At 51.4% G+C, this 15575-nt stretch carries 13 protein-coding genes; 7 read left to right on the top strand and 6 right to left on the bottom strand.

Features of this window, described 5'->3' with window-relative positions; translation table 11 throughout:
- The 4 genes from uxaC to ACW17M_RS12510 form a co-directional block, all read right to left on the bottom strand.
- Positions 1–1410, bottom strand: a complete 1410-nt coding sequence (gene uxaC, locus ACW17M_RS12525) for a glucuronate isomerase (protein ID WP_233973825.1) — start codon at positions 1408–1410, stop codon at positions 1–3.
- A 74-nt stretch (positions 1411–1484) separates the two neighbouring features.
- Entirely contained in the window at positions 1485–3860 is a 2376-nt protein-coding gene (locus tag ACW17M_RS12520; protein WP_457547540.1) for a glycoside hydrolase family 31 protein, read from the bottom strand.
- Positions 3861–3921: 61 nt separating this feature from the next.
- Positions 3922–5220 (bottom strand): TRAP transporter large permease, encoded by a 1299-nt coding sequence (locus ACW17M_RS12515; RefSeq protein ID WP_009287127.1) that lies wholly within the window; start codon positions 5218–5220, stop codon positions 3922–3924.
- A 1-nt stretch (position 5221) separates the two neighbouring features.
- Positions 5222–5746 carry a TRAP transporter small permease gene (locus tag ACW17M_RS12510; RefSeq protein ID WP_009287128.1) on the bottom strand — a complete coding sequence of 175 codons (525 nt, stop codon included), beginning with the start codon at positions 5744–5746 and terminating at the stop codon, positions 5222–5224.
- A gap of 172 nt (positions 5747–5918) precedes the next feature.
- On the opposite strand from ACW17M_RS12510, the gene ACW17M_RS12505 reads away from it, so the two are divergent.
- The 5 genes from ACW17M_RS12505 (at position 5919) to ACW17M_RS12485 (ending at position 11538) form a co-directional block, all read left to right on the top strand.
- A complete protein-coding gene (locus ACW17M_RS12505; RefSeq protein WP_200890223.1) occupies positions 5919–6965 on the top strand; it encodes a TRAP transporter substrate-binding protein in 1047 nt (348 codons plus the stop codon).
- A gap of 23 nt (positions 6966–6988) precedes the next feature.
- Complete coding sequence (locus tag ACW17M_RS12500) at positions 6989–8806, top strand: glycoside hydrolase family 2 protein (protein WP_457547539.1); 1818 nt, start codon at positions 6989–6991, stop codon at positions 8804–8806.
- 18 nt (positions 8807–8824) lie between these two features.
- Positions 8825–9553 (top strand): FCD domain-containing protein, encoded by a 729-nt coding sequence (locus tag ACW17M_RS12495; protein ID WP_027959959.1) that lies wholly within the window; start codon positions 8825–8827, stop codon positions 9551–9553.
- A 42-nt stretch (positions 9554–9595) separates the two neighbouring features.
- Positions 9596–10768 (top strand): mannonate dehydratase, encoded by a 1173-nt coding sequence (gene uxuA, locus ACW17M_RS12490; protein ID WP_022521793.1) that lies wholly within the window; start codon positions 9596–9598, stop codon positions 10766–10768.
- Between the two features lie 155 nt (positions 10769–10923).
- A complete protein-coding gene (locus tag ACW17M_RS12485; protein ID WP_022521792.1) occupies positions 10924–11538 on the top strand; it encodes a LysE/ArgO family amino acid transporter in 615 nt (204 codons plus the stop codon).
- Between the two features lie 29 nt (positions 11539–11567).
- Here ACW17M_RS12485 and ltaE read toward each other — a convergent pair whose 3' ends face one another.
- A complete protein-coding gene (ltaE, locus tag ACW17M_RS12480; RefSeq protein ID WP_457547538.1) occupies positions 11568–12575 on the bottom strand; it encodes a low-specificity L-threonine aldolase in 1008 nt (335 codons plus the stop codon).
- A 114-nt stretch (positions 12576–12689) separates the two neighbouring features.
- On the opposite strand from ltaE, the gene ACW17M_RS12475 reads away from it, so the two are divergent.
- Both ACW17M_RS12475 and speG read left to right on the top strand, forming a co-directional pair.
- Entirely contained in the window at positions 12690–13910 is a 1221-nt protein-coding gene (locus tag ACW17M_RS12475) for an NAD(P)/FAD-dependent oxidoreductase (protein ID WP_141439774.1), read from the top strand.
- Positions 13911–13985: 75 nt separating this feature from the next.
- Positions 13986–14537 carry a spermidine N1-acetyltransferase gene (speG, locus tag ACW17M_RS12470; protein ID WP_009287135.1) on the top strand — a complete coding sequence of 184 codons (552 nt, stop codon included), beginning with the start codon at positions 13986–13988 and terminating at the stop codon, positions 14535–14537.
- A 91-nt stretch (positions 14538–14628) separates the two neighbouring features.
- Here speG and ACW17M_RS12465 read toward each other — a convergent pair whose 3' ends face one another.
- Entirely contained in the window at positions 14629–15390 is a 762-nt protein-coding gene (locus ACW17M_RS12465) for a M48 family metalloprotease (protein ID WP_022521788.1), read from the bottom strand.
- Between the last annotated feature and the right edge of the window lie 185 nt (positions 15391–15575).

The following is a 15575-nucleotide window of genomic DNA, read 5'->3' as shown; positions in this document are numbered from 1 at the left end:
TCATTCAATGAACCAGCGGCGGGCGTTGTGGTAACAGATATCCGCAATGATCTCATCAAGCATCTTGTGATCATTCGGTGCCAGCCCCTCAGAAACCCAACGCCCGACGATACGGCATAGCAACCTTCGGAAGTATTCATGCCGAGGAAAGGACAAGAAGGAGCGACTGTCCGTTAACATGCCGGTGAAGGTAGACAACAGGCCCATTTGCGCCAGTTGGCTCATCTGGTTTTCCATGCCGTCAAGTTGGTCATTGAACCACCATGCAGTCCCCGCCTGTACCTTGCCTGCTATGCCACCGCTTTGAAAGTTACCCGCCGTGGTGACGATGATGGGGTTTTTACTGGGATCCAGCGCATAAAGAATGGTGCGCGGCAGCTCATTGGTGCTATCCATGCGATCCAGCAATTTGTTTAACGGCTCGGCAATGGGCTTATCTTGAATGGAATCAGCACCTGAGTCGCTACCAGCCGCCGTGAATATTTGCGTACTGTTATTACGCAGTGGCCCTATGTGAAGTTGCATCACCAAATCAGCCCGCGCGTACCCACGGCCAAGTGCTACCAATACGGCCATACGGAAGCTCTCTGCTTCCTTTGGCGCTAAGGCTTTGCCTTGGCGGCCTTTTTCCAGAATGGCATCAAGCTGGCTAGCACTTAGCTCATCGGCCTGTTCTAGCTGCCCAATACCGTGGTCGGCGGCACGGCAGCCGTTGGCAATGAAGTACTCCAGGCGATCCGTGAGTGCGCTTACCAGATGCTCGAAGGTGCTGATGGGTTGTCCGGTCAGGGTCTCCAGTTTTTCAAGGTAGTTATTGAAACCTGCGCCTTCGATTGCCAGCGCGCGATCCGGGCGAAAGGTAGGCACCATGGAAAGCCCACCTTTGTGTGGCGAGGCAGCAAATGCTTGGTGGTGCTCAAGGCTGTCGAGCGGGTCATCGGTGGTGCCAATGAGTTCGACCTTCATCTTTTTTAGCAAGCCCTGGGCGCGGAACTCAGGCTGGCTCAGCATTGCTTGCGTGCTTTGCCAAATCTCCTCTGCGGTATCGCCGTTGATCAACTTGCCTTCATCACCAAAGTAGCGCCACAGTTCTAGGTGACTCCAGTGGTGCATGGGGTTGCCAATTGCCTTAGGCAGAATCTGGGCAAACGCCAGAAACTTCTCTTTATCTGTTGCGCTGCCGGTAATGTGAGATTCAGGGACGCCCGCCCAGCGCATGACACGCCACTTGTAATGGTCATGGCTCAGCCATAGATCGCCCAGGTTGTCCCAGCTGCGATTGTGAGCCACTTCTTCGGGCGGAAGATGGTTGTGGTAGTCAATAATCGGCAAGTCCGCAGCTACATCATGGTAGAGGCGGCGTGCTGTTTCTGTATCCAGCAAGAAATCAGTGTGTAGGTAATTATTCATAGAAAAGCCTTCTGGTTTACCATTTCAGCGATAGCGGCTCGTGCAAAAGCGCCAAAGTAATGTGTTATCGCTGCTCACGACGCTTCTCCCACGGTGATTAGCCCGCCATGCTCTATGACGCGACCACCGTAGTGCAAGGGGCGATTTTCACCTGCTGGTAGCACTATATTGAGCTGTTTAAATGGAAAAGGCATATCCCCAGCCTGGCTGATTTGCAGTTCCAAACTATGCTCATCGCCGGTAAGCAGCAGAGTGGTGATGCAGTGCGGGCCATCTTTGGACTCGCCGTCATCATCGTAAATCAGTGAGGTGCAGGAAAACGATCCAGGCTGTGGAAACAGTGCCAACGTTCGGCCAACTTGCGCCTCCGGCGTTGCTTTTATGGCCTCATTAGCAAGCGGCAGTATTGATCCAGCCTTAACAAACAGCGGCATATCCGCCAATGAAACCGGCTTCTCAAACCATGTTCCCGGGGCATGCAATTGGCCTGTCCAGTAGTCCCACCACCCTGCATGGTTGTCGGGCAGATAGATGCGCCGCTTATCTGCGCCTTGCTCAACTACAGACGCTACGAGTAGGTCTCGACCTAGAAGGAAATCGTCGGTGTCTGCATAGGTCTGTGCGTCATTCTCGTGATCGAGAAAAGTGGGCCGTAGCATGGGTTCATGGTTGTTGACCGCCTGCCAAAGGCAGGTATAAAAATATGGCAACAAGCGGTAACGGAATTGGATAGCGGCACGGATGCCTTCGGTAACGCTGGGGTGCGTCCAAGGCTCGGTCACAGAGCCATCGTTGTTCCAACTGTGAATGGAGAACCGGGGATGAAAGATGCCGTTCTGAACCCAACGGAGTAAAAGCTCGGGGCCAGGTTGGGGGCCAGCAAACCCACCGACATCATGCCCAATGTTGTAGATTCCCGAAAGCGACAGGCCCAGCCCCATGCGGATATTCCAACGCAGGCTCTCCCAACTGGTTTTGTTGTCTCCCGTCCAGGTCTGGGCAAACTGTTGTAGGCCAGCACAGCCTGAGCGGGTCACCACGTATGGGCGATGTTGGGGCGCATGTTGTGACTGCGCCTCCCATGAAGCATGAACCATCAACAGCGAATGCAAGGGCCGTATCAGCCCCACCTCGACCTCTTCACCAAAGCCAACGCAGCGAGCGCCATGATCCCACACTTCAAATTCGTTGTTATCATTCCAAGTGGAAGTGATGCCGAGGTTCAGCAGTTGTTGAGTGACGTTCTCTTTCCACCAACTGAGCGTATCGGGATTGGTGAAGTCGAGATGAGAGCCTTCATCGTCCCAGAAGCTTGAAAGCTCCGGTGTGTCAGATTCACTGTCTTGGATAAATAATTTATTGTTTGCCACTTCTGCGTAGCGCGGGTGGTTCCTTAACAAGCAGGGCTTGATGTTGGCGATCAATCGCACCCCGGAATCATTAAAGGCTTTCGTCAACGTGGTTGGATTGGGCACCTTGTCGTTATTCCAATGAAACACATAACGCTTATCTTCAATGGAGGTGTAACCCGAAGAAAGATGAAAGCTGTCGCAGGGGATGGCCTCGTTCTCCAGCTTTCGCAAAAAGCCGATGAGCTGATCCTGAGCGTCGGGTGCATCGGTATAGGCCATGGTTGACCCGGAATAGCCCAGTGACCAGCGCGGCGGAAATGCCATCCCACCGGTTAACGCCAACTGGCTCTTCACCAGGTCTAGAAGCTGTGGAGACCAGCGGAAGTAGTAATCCAGGTCGCCATCATCGGCCGTAAAGGAGCGATAAGGGGCGTGGTAGTTATCAAGCTCTTGCCCTATGTTCAATACACAGGTGTTCAAGGTGTCGTAGAAGATACTAAAACTACCGGTGGACGCGGTTTGGGTAAGGGTGAACGGCAGGTGTTTATACAGCGGGTCGGTGCGCTCTGCGTCATACCCCATAGCGTCTAAACTGCGCATTTCGAAACGCCGCCCCGTCCGCTCCAACAGCCCGGCTTTTTCGCCCAAGCCATAAACCCGCTCATCGGGGTGCCGACGTAAATAGTGGGCGTGGGCATGGTTCTTAACGCCCAGCATATAAGCGCCGGTGGGTCTGTCTTCAGTTAAATACTTCCAGCCCTCATCCACGAAGGCTTCCCACTTAAAATGCAGCGGCTGAGAGACGATGAGCCGTAAGGCATCGGTCTCGATCTGCAACTGCCCATCCGACCACCCAAGCTTGTACTGGGGACAACTGAACCCCGTCACCGAATCACGTGAGCGGCCCTTTGGTAAGGTGTTGCCATCCGGGTTTACCGTCCATGAGCGGTTAAGGCGCCATGCACCATCTTTTAGCAGCCGCACTCGGAACAATTTGTTGTCTAGAATGTTGATGCAGATTAAATGTCTATCGTGCACTCTCAGTTGCACTGTCGTGTCGTCGTGGTGCTCCAGGCGCCAGTTTTTTAAGGTTTTCATTGTTTATCCTTTGATTCCTGAATTCAGGATTTAACGGTGGTCATCACCTGGAACCAACTCGTTAATAACCTAAAATAAGCTGGGGCAAAAATAAGCTGATTTGTGGAACGAAGGTCACCAGTAGAACAATGGCTATCAAGACTAAATAAAATGGCAGGATGGGTTTCATCACTTGACCAATACTCACGCCACTGATGGAGCAGCCGACAAACAGTGCTGAGCCCACTGGCGGGGTACAGATACCGACGCAGAGATTGATCGTCATGATGATGCCGAAGTGAACCGGGTCTATACCGATATCCTGCATCACTGGCATAAGGATAGGGGTGAAGATAAGCAGTGCTGGTGTCATATCCATAAAAGTACCAATCACCAGCAGTACGGCGGTAATGCACAGTAGAATGATGATCGGATTATCAGATATACCGATCATAAAAGAAGAGATCGTTAAAGGTATGTCGCCGAACGCCATGGCGCGGGACATGGCAATGGAGCAGCCGATTAAAAATAATACGATAGACGTTGTGACGACCGAGTCGATAAAGATCTTGGGAAGATCCGTTACCCCTATTTCTCTGTACCAACATAAAGACAGGAACAGTGAATAAGCAACTGCGATCGCTGAGGCTTCGGTCGCCGTAAATACGCCACTAATAATACCGCCAATCACCACTACAATAAGGCCTAAAGGTAATATCGCCCGGCGTACTGCTGATTTAACTTCAGCAAGGGAGGGTTTCTCCGCGACGGGGTAGCCCTTTCTTTTAGATATGATCCCTGCCACCACCATCAGGGATAAGCCCATGATGATACCGGGGATATAACCCGCCAAAAAAAGCGCGGCTATCGACGTGCCGCCAGTAATCAGCGAGTAAACAATGAGTGTTGTGCTGGGAGGAATCAACAGGCCCGTAGGACAAGAGGTGACGTTAACGGCTGTCGAAAAAGCAGGATCATAACCCTCCCGCTTCTGGATAGGAGCCATTACGCCCCCAACGGCCGCCGCTGACGCAACGGCTGAGCCGGATAAAGCGCCGAACAGCATATTGGAAATGATATTGACGTGGGCAAGCGAGCCAGGAAGCCTTCCGGCAAGCACTTTCGCTAAATCGATAAGGCGAAGTGCGATGCCGCCTCGATTCATAATGTTGCCAGCCAAAATGAAGAAGGGGATGGCTATTAACGTAAAGCTATCAAGCCCCGACGCTATTTGCTGGGCAACAATGCTGAGGGATTGGTCGACGCTCATGAATAGCAGGAAGGTGAGTGTCGCAGATACGCCAATCGCGAACGCAATGGGTATGCCTAAGACCATTAAAAGCGCGAACGACCCAAAAAGCACCAGGACGGTTATATTCATATTAATCTCTCTCTTGTGGAGCAGGTGCTTGTTGCGGATCGATAGTGAAGCCGCCCTCCGACTTAGGGTTAAGCCAAACCCGCCCTAAAAAGATAAAACAGTAAAAAATGATGATTAGCCCGGAAGCTGGAATGGGACCATATACATAGCCCATGGGGAGTCTCAACGTGGGGGTGATTTGGCCCGATGCCAGCGTTCGGGAGACCATTTGCCAACCACCCCAAACCATTACAAAGAAGGCAAAGCCAGCCACGATTAACAGTATGAGTGTATTAAGTAACTGACGTGAGCGGCCGTTTAAGGCAAGAGGCAATATATCAATGGCGAGATGTCGAGCTTGGCCAAAGGTGTAAGCACCTCCAAGTAGCGCTAACCACATGAACAACAAGCGAGCGATTTCACTTGTCGCTGTGCTTGGGGTGCCTAGTACGTACCGGGATAATACTTGCCACGTCACACTGACGACGATGATCAACAGTATTAAAAACACAGACGTGCCAAGCACATAGTCCATTGTGCGTTTCATACGTAAGACCTCTGGTTTTATTTTTGTGTATTGGTGACTAGCTTCTTACTCCCTAGTCATTGTGCAGAGAGTCGCTTCTACTCTAAAAGATGTCAACCAATTTGTTTTATTGGTTGACATGATATAGTCGGTAAGCCATCTTGCATCTGTAACTTAGAAAGTGAGTGCCTCAATGACAGTCGGCTTTCACGACAACAATCACAACAACAAGCATAACAAGCAGGAGAAACAGCTGATGACAACAAAAGCCTTGCGACACACGGCTCTAATCAGTGCGGCGCTGTTCATGTCAGCGGCCTCAGCTCAAGCCCAGACACTGCGGCTGAACCACAATAATCCTGAAGACCATCCTACTCATGTCAGCATGCAGTACATGAGTGAACGTCTTTCAGAGCTCACCGATGGTGAACTGGATATCCGCATTTATGCCAACGCACAGCTTGGCTCGCAGCGTGAATCCATGGAGTTGGTACAAAACTGTACATTGGATATGGCGCGCAGCAATACGGCCGAACTGGAAGCATTCGAGCCAATGTACAGCGCCATGAATTTACCTTTCATTTTTGAAAGCGAAGAGCATTTTGAACGGGTCATTAACGGAGATATTGGCCAAGATATTCTTAACGCGTCACGTGATAAAGGATTCATAGGGGTTGCCTTTTTAACCGAGGGGGCTCGCTCCTTTTATGGTGACCGGGCCATTCAATCGCCAGCAGACCTAGAGGGTCTGAATGTAAGAGTACAACCAAGCCCATCAGCGGTAAGAATGGTTGAGCTGTTGGGAGGTAATCCGACACCTATTGATTGGGGCGAGCTTTACAGTGCGCTGCAGCAAGGGGTGGTCGAGATGGCAGAAAATAACCCAACGGCCCTGACGAACGCGCGTCATGGCGAGGTAGCAAGCCATTTTTCGCTTGATGAACATACCATCATCCCATCCGTGGTCGTCATCTCCAGCTGCGCCTGGGATCGTATGTCGGAGGATCAGCAAGCGGCGATGAGACAGGCGGCATCAGAGGCTCAGGCATTCCATTCCGATTCCTGGAATAAAGCGGCAATGGCAGCATTGGAAACCGCAGAGACTGAGATGGGGGTTGAGATTAATGAAGTAGATAAAGCGCCCTTTATTGAAGCGGTCATGCCTATGCACGATGAAGTGGCCAACCAATCTGCTGAATTGGCCGATCTAATCAGCCGAATCAAGGCAGAGGCTAACTAAAACCGCTGCAGGGGAGGTGGGAGATGCTAGAGCGATCATCCTTGGCTGAGAATGCCCTCACGTCGTTACATGACGAAGAGTACGACGTGCCGTTGAATCTGCAAAATCTGAATCACTCCACCATGGTGTTCACGAAAGGCCGCACGTCAACGTCGCTTAACGGCAGTTGGAATTTTTGCGTGGATTTGCTTGATACAGGTCTGCGTCAAAAATGGTATGAAATGCAGCCGGCCAACCCTGTCGATCGCGTTGAACCCTGGGACTACGACCCATTTATGGGTGAGTCCATCCCGGTGCCCTCAAACTGGGCCATGTTAAAGGAAAAATGGTACTTCTTTGAGGGCAGTGCTTGGTACACCAAAAAGCTGCCCCCAGAGCTTTTTAAAAAGCGAGAGAGTGACGCGGAATCAGACCAACGCTACATCCTTAGGGTCGGTGCGGCTCAGTACGACTGTAAAGTATTTCTTAACGGAAAATTCCTGGGCAATCACTATGGTGGCTCGACTCCCTTCTACGTTGAGCTGACGGATGACCTTGCCGAAGAAACCAATTGGCTGATGCTGTGTGTCAATAATACCCGTACGCTGGATCGCGTACCGATGCGCAATACAGACTGGTTTAATTACGGTGGCGTTTACCGCGAGGTCGAGCTCTTTAGCTTACCCAGAGAATTCATTCGCGATATGTTCATTCGCCTTTCTCAGGATGGAAGGGCGATAGAGGTTGATGTAGTTGTTGATAGAGCTGTTGATGGCCCCAGCATTCACCATGCTCACCTTGAGATACCTGAATTAGGCATTGCTCAAGAGATTAGCATTGAACAGGGCAAAGGTACTTGCCGAATAGCAGCAGAGCCAGAGCGATGGTCGCCTGAAAACCCACGCCTGTATAAAGTGGTGCTGACGGCTGGCGAAGACCGTATTACTGACAATGTCGGCTTCCGCTCCATCGTTCGCCAAGGGGTCGATATTCTCCTAAACGGTGAGCCTATCTGGCTACGTGGCATTTCTGTCCATGAAGACGATGACATCCTCGGGAAAGTGACGTCCGATGAAGACATTCGCAGACGGCTCGCACATGCGAAAGAGCTCGGGTGTAATTTTCTTCGCCTCGCGCACTACCCCCATCATGAACGTGCAGCTGAACTAGCCGATGAGATGGGCTTTTTACTGTGGCAAGAAATTCCCGTTTACTGGGCCATTGACTTTGATAATCACAACACACTTAAAGATGCTAAAAACCAACTCATTGAGTTAATAAAGCGTGACCGCAATAGAGCTAGCGTTATCATTTGGTCGATTGGCAACGAGAATCCAGATACGGATAGCCGTCTCTCTTTTATGCGTGACCTGGCTGAAACTGCACGCCTAAACGACCCCACGCGCTTAGTCGCCGCAGCGTGTCTGATTAATCATGCAAAATTGAAAATTGAGGATCGGTTAGTCGACCATTTAGACGTTATAGGCATTAATGAGTATTACGGTTGGTACGATGAAAACTTCGACGACCTGTACGCCATCGGAAAAAATTCCGACCCTGATCGTCCCGTCGTCATTTCTGAAACAGGGGCGGATGGCGATAACTCATCTCAAGGCCCGTCTGAAGGCCTGTTCAGCGAAAAATATATGGCGGATGTGTACCGGCGGCAGATCGATACGCTGCAAAAATTAGCGTACATCAAAGGCATGTCGCCTTGGATTTTATACGATTTTAGAGTTGAGCGAAGACAAAATATCTTTCAGAGAGGGTTCAACCGGAAAGGGTTGATTGCTGCTGATAAATCTACAAAAAAAGAAGCATTTAATGTTCTAGCTTCTTTTTACCACTCTATAAAAGATTAAAAATGGAAATGAAATCTAATGCATAAAGGTTTACGGCGTTACCAAGAGCTGGCTCGCGACTTAAAGATTTTGATTCAGCAGAAAGGGTATAAAGTCGGCGATCGTATTATGACTGAGCGTCAGATTTCAGAGGCTTTGAACGTGGGCAGATCCGCAGCGCGCGAAGCCATACTCATGCTTGAAATTGAAGAGCTGGTTGAAGTGAGAAAAGGGTCTGGCATCTATTTGCTTTCCGACAGTCGCTCGGTAGCACAGCCTGTTGTGGATGATATAGGACCGTTTGAACTGTTACAGGCAAGGCAGCTTTTGGAAAGCAGCATCGCCGGCTTTGCCGCGGTGTCAGTCACCAAAAACGATATTGTACGCATGCGGGAAGCGCTTGATATGGAGCGCAAGGGCATTGAAGAAAAGAATAACGACTACTCCAGTGATGAGCTATTCCATCGCCTGATAGCAGAGGCGACGCAAAACAGTGTACTGGTCGATATGGTCTCTGAACTGTGGGCCAAAAGAGACCAGAGCTTGATGTGGGCCAGACTGCATGAGCGGATATTTGATACCAACTACCGAGAAAAATGGCTAAAGGATCATCAGGATATTCTCTCTGCACTGCAGCTAAAAGATGCCGAAGGGGCGCGTAAGGCGATGTGGGTTCATTTAGATAACGTCCGAGACACCCTAATGGAGCTTTCCGACGTGGAAGACCCGAATTTTGACGGTTATCTGTTTAACAAGAGCACGATTTAATAAGAGCATTATTTAACACTAATAATACGGGGGAGAAGATTGATGAAACATACATGGCGCTGGTTTGGGCCGGACGATCCAATCAGCTTGTCGGATGTACGACAAGCGGGCTCGACTGGTGTTGTGACGGCTTTGCATCACTTACCGAACGGTTGTGTGTGGCCCTTGAGTGAAATCATGGAGCGTAAAGCTATTATCGAAGCTGCTGGGCTTGAGTGGACAGTAGCAGAAAGCATTCCAATTCATGAGGATATAAAGACTCACGCCCATGGTTGGGAAACACTGGCCGATGCCTGGGCTGAAAGTGCCATTAACCTTGCCGAGGCTGGCATAAAAACCATCTGTTACAACTTTATGCCCGTCCTTGATTGGACCCGGACGTCCTTGCGCCATGAGTTACCTGATGGGGCCTTATGCTTAAGGTATGACGCGCTTAGCGTCGTCGTTTTTGATTTGCTTATACTGCAGCGCCCCGGCGCAGCGTCAGATTATGACGAGAAAACGCAGGAATCAGCCCGGGCTCGCCTATCTGAAATGAACGCAGATCAGGTTGAGGAACTAACGAATACTATTATTGCTGGCCTACCCGGCGCTGAAGAAAGCTACAGTCTCGATAGCTTTAGCGAGCGGCTCGCTGCCTACAAAGACATTACTGCTGAGGTCTTGAGAGAAAACCTCGCTTCGTTTCTCTCAAGAGTCATTCCAAAGATAGCGCATACAGGCGTTCGATTAGCGATTCATCCAGACGATCCACCGTATTCTCTGTTCGGGCTGCCGAGAGTGGTCTCAACCGCTCAGGACTTAAGAGACATTGCGAATATGGTCGATTCGCCGGTAAATGGTTTCACGCTCTGCTCTGGATCACTGGGCGTACGAGCTGATAACGATGTGCCTGCAATATTGCAAGAACAGGCAGATAGAGTGCACTTTTTACACTTACGAAATACTACCTTGGAAGCAGATGGGGCCAGTTTCCACGAAGATGCCCATTTAGAGGGTGATACCGATATGGTTCGCCTGGTCGATATCATTCTGGACATTGAAGCAAAAAGGGGCGAACAACTTCCCTTCCGTCCAGACCATGGTCATGCGATGTTGAGTGATTTGCGCAGCGACTTTAAACCTGGCTACCCGGCAATCGGGCGTTTGCGCGGCATGGCGGAAATTCGTGGTGTTGAGCGTGCGCTTCAGTTCAAACGTTCCAACAAACCATAGCCTTGGAATCAAAATAGATAGGCTGTGTGTAAGAGGGTGAGTATAAGAAAAACTAATACCCCATTAGCAGGATGATTTTTAGCAATCAGCATTCCCGGTTACTTTATTGCCAGATTAATTAACGCGACGCTAATTCCGGCAATGGGGGCAGGGCAATGTGGGAAAGTTATATCACCGGGCTAGTGGTGTGCGGCGGGATTATCATGGCGATTGGGGCGCAAAACGCCTATATCCTAGGGCTGGCTATTCGTCGTGAGTACCACTGGTGGTCGGCAGGGTTGTGCATCAGCGCGGATATTATCCTGCTCACGGCGGGCATGTTTGGGGTGAGTGCTTTTCTGCTGACGATGCCCAACGCATTGGAGGCAATGCGCTGGGTGGGCGTAGTGTTTTTAAGCTGGCTGGCGGCTCAGGCGCTGTTTAGAGCCTTTAGCGGGCGGCAAGGGTTAAGTGCCGAAGCGGGCAAAGCGCGCAGCTTAACCAAAGTGATTTTCGCCACCCTTGCCGTCACCGTGCTTAACCCTCAGGTGTATCTGGATACGCTGCTGCTGATACCCGCCATTGGCGCCCAGCAGGAGAGCGCCGGTGTTTTTGTGGCGGGAGCCTCGACTGCCTCCATCCTCTGGTTCAGCCTGCTGGCCTGGGGCGGCGCTGCGCTTTCGCCTTGGCTTTCAAAACCCATCGCATGGCGCATTATCGATGGCCTGATTGGCTTGATGATGGCAGGCATCGCTGTACATCTTGCTTTAGGGGCGTCATCTCTTAGCTAAACTATTTACTGGTTAATGACGACTCGTTTTTAATGGCGACTAAAATAGGCCTCCATCACCGCGATGACCTTGTCGATATCTGCGTCATCAAGATCACGATGGGTAACGAAACGCGTGGCGTAAAGCAGCTCAATCAAAATGCCGTGCTCTTTTAGCCAGGCGGAGAGTGGCTTTACATGCGCATCGGGAAAATGCGCGAATACCATATTGGTTGCCTGAGCGCTGATCTCGACTCCTGGCAGCTTTGCTAAGCCCGCTGCAAGGCGCTCTGCACGGCGGTGATCGTCGGCTAAGTCTGCCACGTGGTGATCTAACGCATACTGGCAGGCGGCGGCGATAATACCTGATTGGCGCATGCCACCACCCACCACTTTACGCCAGCGCCGAGCGCGGTCGATCAATGCTTGTGGGCCTACCAGTGCCGACCCTATTGGCGTACCCAGGCCTTTTGAGAAGCACAGCGACACGCTATCGAACGGCAGGCACAGCTGCTTGAGCGAGGTGTCGGTTGCGACTGCGGCATTGAATAAGCGCGCGCCGTCTAAATGCGTTGCCAGACCACGCTCGCGGGCAAGCTCAGTGGCTTTTAATACGTACTCTGCGGGCAGCACTTTGCCGCCAATGGTGTTTTCTAATGCCAGCAGCTTAGTACGCGCAAAGTGAAAATCGTCGGCTTTAATCGCGGCACTGATTTTTTCCAGTGGCAGGCTACCGTCGGCGGCGTTTTCAATGGGCTGGGGCTGGATACTGCCCAGCACCGCGGCGCCACCGCCTTCCCAACGATAGGCGTGTGCGGACTGCCCAACAATGTACTCATCGCCGCGCTCGCAGTGGGCCATTAGCGCCACCAGGTTGCTTTGAGTCCCGCTAGGAAACAGCAGCGCCGCTTCTTTACCTGCCTGCTCGGCCAGGTTGGCTTGAAACGCGTTGACCGTTGGGTCATCGCCCCACACATCATCGCCAACCGGGGCGGCCATCATGGTGTCTTTCATGGCAGAGGTCGGACGGGTCACCGTATCACTGCGTAAATCAATCATGTGCATCTCCTTTATTGTGTGGGGCGATCACTCAGAAGCGTTTTCTCAAGCAAGTTCCGGGGAACCATCTATGGTTAACAGCATACTGCAAGTCTCTCAAGCAAAGGCAAACAGATGGATCTGAAAAGTGGTTATCCCTTTTGGGCGGTCAAAAATGGCCTGTTGAAAACCTTTCCTCAATTGACTCGCGATCACCAATGCGAGGTTGTTGTGATTGGTGGCGGTATTACGGGGGCGTTGATTGCTGATGAGCTAAGCCGCAGTGGCCACCATGTGGTGGTGCTTGAACGCCGGGATGTTGGGTGGGGCAGTTCAGCCGCCAGTACTGCTTTACTGCAGTACGAAATTGACACCCATATGACAGAGTTAGCCGAGCGCTACGGGGAAGCCGATGCAGTGCGTGCTTACCGCGCCTGTGCAGAGGCCATTGGTGAGCTTGAGTCCCTGGCGGCAGGGCTGGGCGATGTGGACTTTGAGCGTCAGCAAAGCCTTTACTATGCCAGTAGCGAAGAGGATGTCGCATCGCTTCAGGAGGAATTGGCGCTGCGCCAAAAACACGGTTTTGAAGCCGAGTGGCTTGAGCGCAAGGCTATTTTGGCGGAGTACGGCTTTGAGGCACCCGGCGCTATTCTTACTCAGCTAGCCGCCACTATTGATCCTTATCGCATGGCATATCAGCTGTTTTCCAGAGTGGTCGCGCGTGGGGGAGAAGTATATGACCGCACACAGATGGAGACGATGACGCCGGATGATCAAGGCGTCACGCTCACTCTGGCCAATGGCGCCAAGCTGCGTTGCCAGTACGTAGTGATGGCCGCAGGGTATGAGTCTCAAGCCTGGCTGCCAGAAAAGGTGGCCGTCAATCGCAGTAGCTATGCGCTGATTACCGACCCACTACCGCCAGAGGCATTGGGCAAACTGCGCCACACCATGATGTGGGAATCATCGCGCCCCTACCTGTATATGCGCACTACCTGCGATGGACGACTTCTCGTAGGGGGAGACGACGACGATGAAGATATTCCCAAGCGCCGCGATGCGAGGGTAGAAGAAAAGGCCGAAGGGCTAACAGCTAAAATAGCAACGCTATGGCCTAAGCTCGATATCAACCCAACATTCTCTTGGGGTGGCACCTTTGCTGAAACCGACGACGGTCTACCTTTTTTCGGCCCGCATGACGCCCTAGGCCCACGCGTTCATTTTGCCATGGCCTACGGCGGCAACGGCATTAGCTATAGCATGATAGGCGCCAAACTGCTGCGAGCGCTTATAGAGGGTAGAGAACACCCTTTGGCGGAGCTGTTTTCATTTAGACGCCTGGCCAAAATGGCCTAACCTAAAGGCAAGAACCGAGTGGCGGGCAAGTTTAAAACGAGTATTCTTAACGGATATTCATAAGGAAAGCGGGCAATGGGCCATACACTTTATTTGCGTGCACTGGAGCGCAACGACCTGCGCTTTGTGCATGAGCTAAATAATAACCAGAGCATTATGTCGTACTGGTTTGAAGAGCCTTACGAGTCATTTGATGAGCTGGAGGAGCTGTATAACAAGCATATCCATGACAACGCCGAACGGCGCTTTGTCGCTGAAGATAGCCATGGAAATGCCATCGGTCTGGTAGAACTGATCGAGATCGACTACATCCATCGCAGCGGCGAGTTTCAAATCATTATTACCCCGGAGCATCAGGGCAAAGGGTTTGCGCGCACGTTAATTCGCCAAGCGCTGCATTACTCGTTCACCATTCTAAACCTGCACAAGGTATATCTCATTGTGGCGGTGGATAATGTCAAAGCGATTCATCTTTACGAGGAGAGTGGCTTTATAGAAGAGGGCCACTTGGTGCAGGAGTTCTTTATCAATGGCAAATACCGCGATGTAAAGCGGATGTATATCTTGCAGGGCACTTACCTGACGCAACTGTCCGAACAGCAAGAAGAGGGTGGCGAGTGGGCTTAGTGGGGGTAAGAAAAATCGGTAAACCTAAGCAACCAATACTCCTGCCATTCATTATCAAGACTAACTTGGCAGGAGTACCAGTGCCTGAGCTTTACTGGAACGAAGCTTCTAGGCGCTCTGCACGATCACCCGCTGCTGGGTGGCTGGAGAAGACGCTGCTGTTGTTGCCGTATTTGGCTTCCATTTTGCGTAGAGCTGCAACTGAAGCCTCTGCATTCATGTCGTGGCGCTGCATTAGCTCAATGGCATAGTCATCAGCTGCACTCTCTTGGCTTTGAGAGAACTGAGCATTGATCAGTTTTTCGCCCAGGTCACCAAGCTCAGAGCTTGATAGTGCGGCGGCGGTAGTGCTGCCGCTGGCCGCAGCTGCTTCACGTGCAGCGGAAGCAGCATAGGCAACCTGGAAAGCACGCTTGGAGTGTCCTAACGAGACGTGGCCGATCTCGTGGGCGATAACGTAACGCACTTCATCGTCGGTCATCTCATCCATCAGCCCGCTATGCAGTCGAATGGATCCGTTGGGTACCGCAAAAGCATTCATTTCTTCTATTCGATAAACGTTATAGTCAAGCGTATGGCCGTCGACTGTTTCCCAGCCTTGGGTTAACTCGGCCAAGCGTTTTGCATACTGGCTATCGTCTGCAACAAGGTGGTTCTGGGAGTCAAGCTGGGCGATGGTTTGATCGCCTAGTTGTTGCATTTGCTGATCTGACATCGTGGCAGCGCCGGCTAAGCTGGAGCCCGCAGACATTAAGCCTCCGAGATCAGCGCCTGATTGACAGCCGCTAAGGGCGAGTGTCGCCACTAAACCTAAAGCATAAGATGTTTTGCGAACCAAAAAAGGTGTTTGCATCGTCCGTTCCTTCGTCAATGTGCGTGCATAACAAGAAGAGTCTGCACGTTGAGTATTGCGCCTTTATCAGCCGAATTAATATTAGACTATTTCTTTATATAACTCCATACCCAGCCGTGAAGTAAATGATTTGGGGGGACTATGTATACTGAAGCGTCGAGGTGGTTATCATTAATCCACTAGGT

It is taken from the genome of Vreelandella sp. 2A-K22, assembly GCF_054065485.1.
This window is presented reverse-complemented; position numbering and strand designations above follow the sequence as displayed.

Coding starts and splice junctions, on each gene's coding strand:
- uxaC (WP_233973825.1), bottom strand. CDS start 1,410: ATGAATAATTACCTACACACTGATTTCTTGCTGGATACAGAAACAGCA.
- ACW17M_RS12520 (WP_457547540.1), bottom strand. CDS start 3,860: ATGAAAACCTTAAAAAACTGGCGCCTGGAGCACCACGACGACACGACA.
- ACW17M_RS12515 (WP_009287127.1), bottom strand. CDS start 5,220: ATGAATATAACCGTCCTGGTGCTTTTTGGGTCGTTCGCGCTTTTAATG.
- ACW17M_RS12510 (WP_009287128.1), bottom strand. CDS start 5,746: ATGAAACGCACAATGGACTATGTGCTTGGCACGTCTGTGTTTTTAATA.
- ACW17M_RS12505 (WP_200890223.1), top strand. CDS start 5,919: ATGACAGTCGGCTTTCACGACAACAATCACAACAACAAGCATAACAAG.
- ACW17M_RS12500 (WP_457547539.1), top strand. CDS start 6,989: ATGCTAGAGCGATCATCCTTGGCTGAGAATGCCCTCACGTCGTTACAT.
- ACW17M_RS12495 (WP_027959959.1), top strand. CDS start 8,825: ATGCATAAAGGTTTACGGCGTTACCAAGAGCTGGCTCGCGACTTAAAG.
- uxuA (WP_022521793.1), top strand. CDS start 9,596: ATGAAACATACATGGCGCTGGTTTGGGCCGGACGATCCAATCAGCTTG.
- ACW17M_RS12485 (WP_022521792.1), top strand. CDS start 10,924: ATGTGGGAAAGTTATATCACCGGGCTAGTGGTGTGCGGCGGGATTATC.
- ltaE (WP_457547538.1), bottom strand. CDS start 12,575: ATGATTGATTTACGCAGTGATACGGTGACCCGTCCGACCTCTGCCATG.
- ACW17M_RS12475 (WP_141439774.1), top strand. CDS start 12,690: ATGGATCTGAAAAGTGGTTATCCCTTTTGGGCGGTCAAAAATGGCCTG.
- speG (WP_009287135.1), top strand. CDS start 13,986: ATGGGCCATACACTTTATTTGCGTGCACTGGAGCGCAACGACCTGCGC.
- ACW17M_RS12465 (WP_022521788.1), bottom strand. CDS start 15,390: ATGCAAACACCTTTTTTGGTTCGCAAAACATCTTATGCTTTAGGTTTA.